At 49.8% G+C, this 1051-nt stretch carries 1 rRNA gene (running past one end of the window); it reads left to right on the top strand.

The window, feature by feature from the left end:
* Positions 1–212 precede the first annotated feature (212 nt).
* Positions 213–1051: ribosomal RNA gene (locus tag KL866_RS19410) — 16S ribosomal RNA — on the top strand (it continues 770 nt past the right edge of the window).

Genomic DNA, 1051 nt, shown 5'->3' with positions numbered 1-1051 from the left:
CGCTTCAGAAAATAAATTTTCAAAAAGTGTTGACAACGAAAACTTCCAGCGTATAATGCGCACCTCACTCGAACAGGGTGAGTCACTAAGAAGCAACGGCTTCTAGTGAATTGCGACGAAGTCGCAACGTTCTTTAACAATTTAGACAAGACAATCTGTGTGGGCACTCGTTAAGAGTGTCAACATAACGACGATTCATATTTCGATATATTTAATTGAAGAGTTTGATCATGGCTCAGATTGAACGCTGGCGGCAGGCCTAACACATGCAAGTCGAACGGTAACAGGAAGTGCTTGCACTTCGCTGACGAGTGGCGGACGGGTGAGTAATGCTTGGGAACTTGCCTTTGCGAGGGGGATAACAGTTGGAAACGACTGCTAATACCGCATAATGTCTACGGACCAAACGGGGCTTAGGCTTCGGCGCAAAGAGAGGCCCAAGTGAGATTAGCTAGTTGGTAAGGTAAAGGCTTACCAAGGCAACGATCTCTAGCTGTTCTGAGAGGAAGATCAGCCACACTGGAACTGAGACACGGTCCAGACTCCTACGGGAGGCAGCAGTGGGGAATATTGCACAATGGGGGAAACCCTGATGCAGCCATGCCGCGTGTGTGAAGAAGGCCTTCGGGTTGTAAAGCACTTTCAGTTGTGAGGAAAAGTTAGTAGTTAATACCTGCTAGCCGTGACGTTAACAACAGAAGAAGCACCGGCTAACTCCGTGCCAGCAGCCGCGGTAATACGGAGGGTGCGAGCGTTAATCGGAATTACTGGGCGTAAAGCGCACGCAGGCGGTTTGTTAAGCTAGATGTGAAAGCCCCGGGCTCAACCTGGGACGGTCATTTAGAACTGGCAGACTAGAGTCTTGGAGAGGGGAGTGGAATTCCAGGTGTAGCGGTGAAATGCGTAGATATCTGGAGGAACATCAGTGGCGAAGGCGACTCCCTGGCCAAAGACTGACGCTCATGTGCGAAAGTGTGGGTAGCGAACAGGATTAGATACCCTGGTAGTCCACACCGTAAACGCTGTCTACTAGCTGTTTGTGGCTTTAAGC

The organism is Alteromonas sp. ALT199 (assembly GCF_018619335.1).
Lineage (GTDB): Bacteria > Pseudomonadota > Gammaproteobacteria > Enterobacterales > Alteromonadaceae > Alteromonas.
This window is presented reverse-complemented; position numbering and strand designations above follow the sequence as displayed.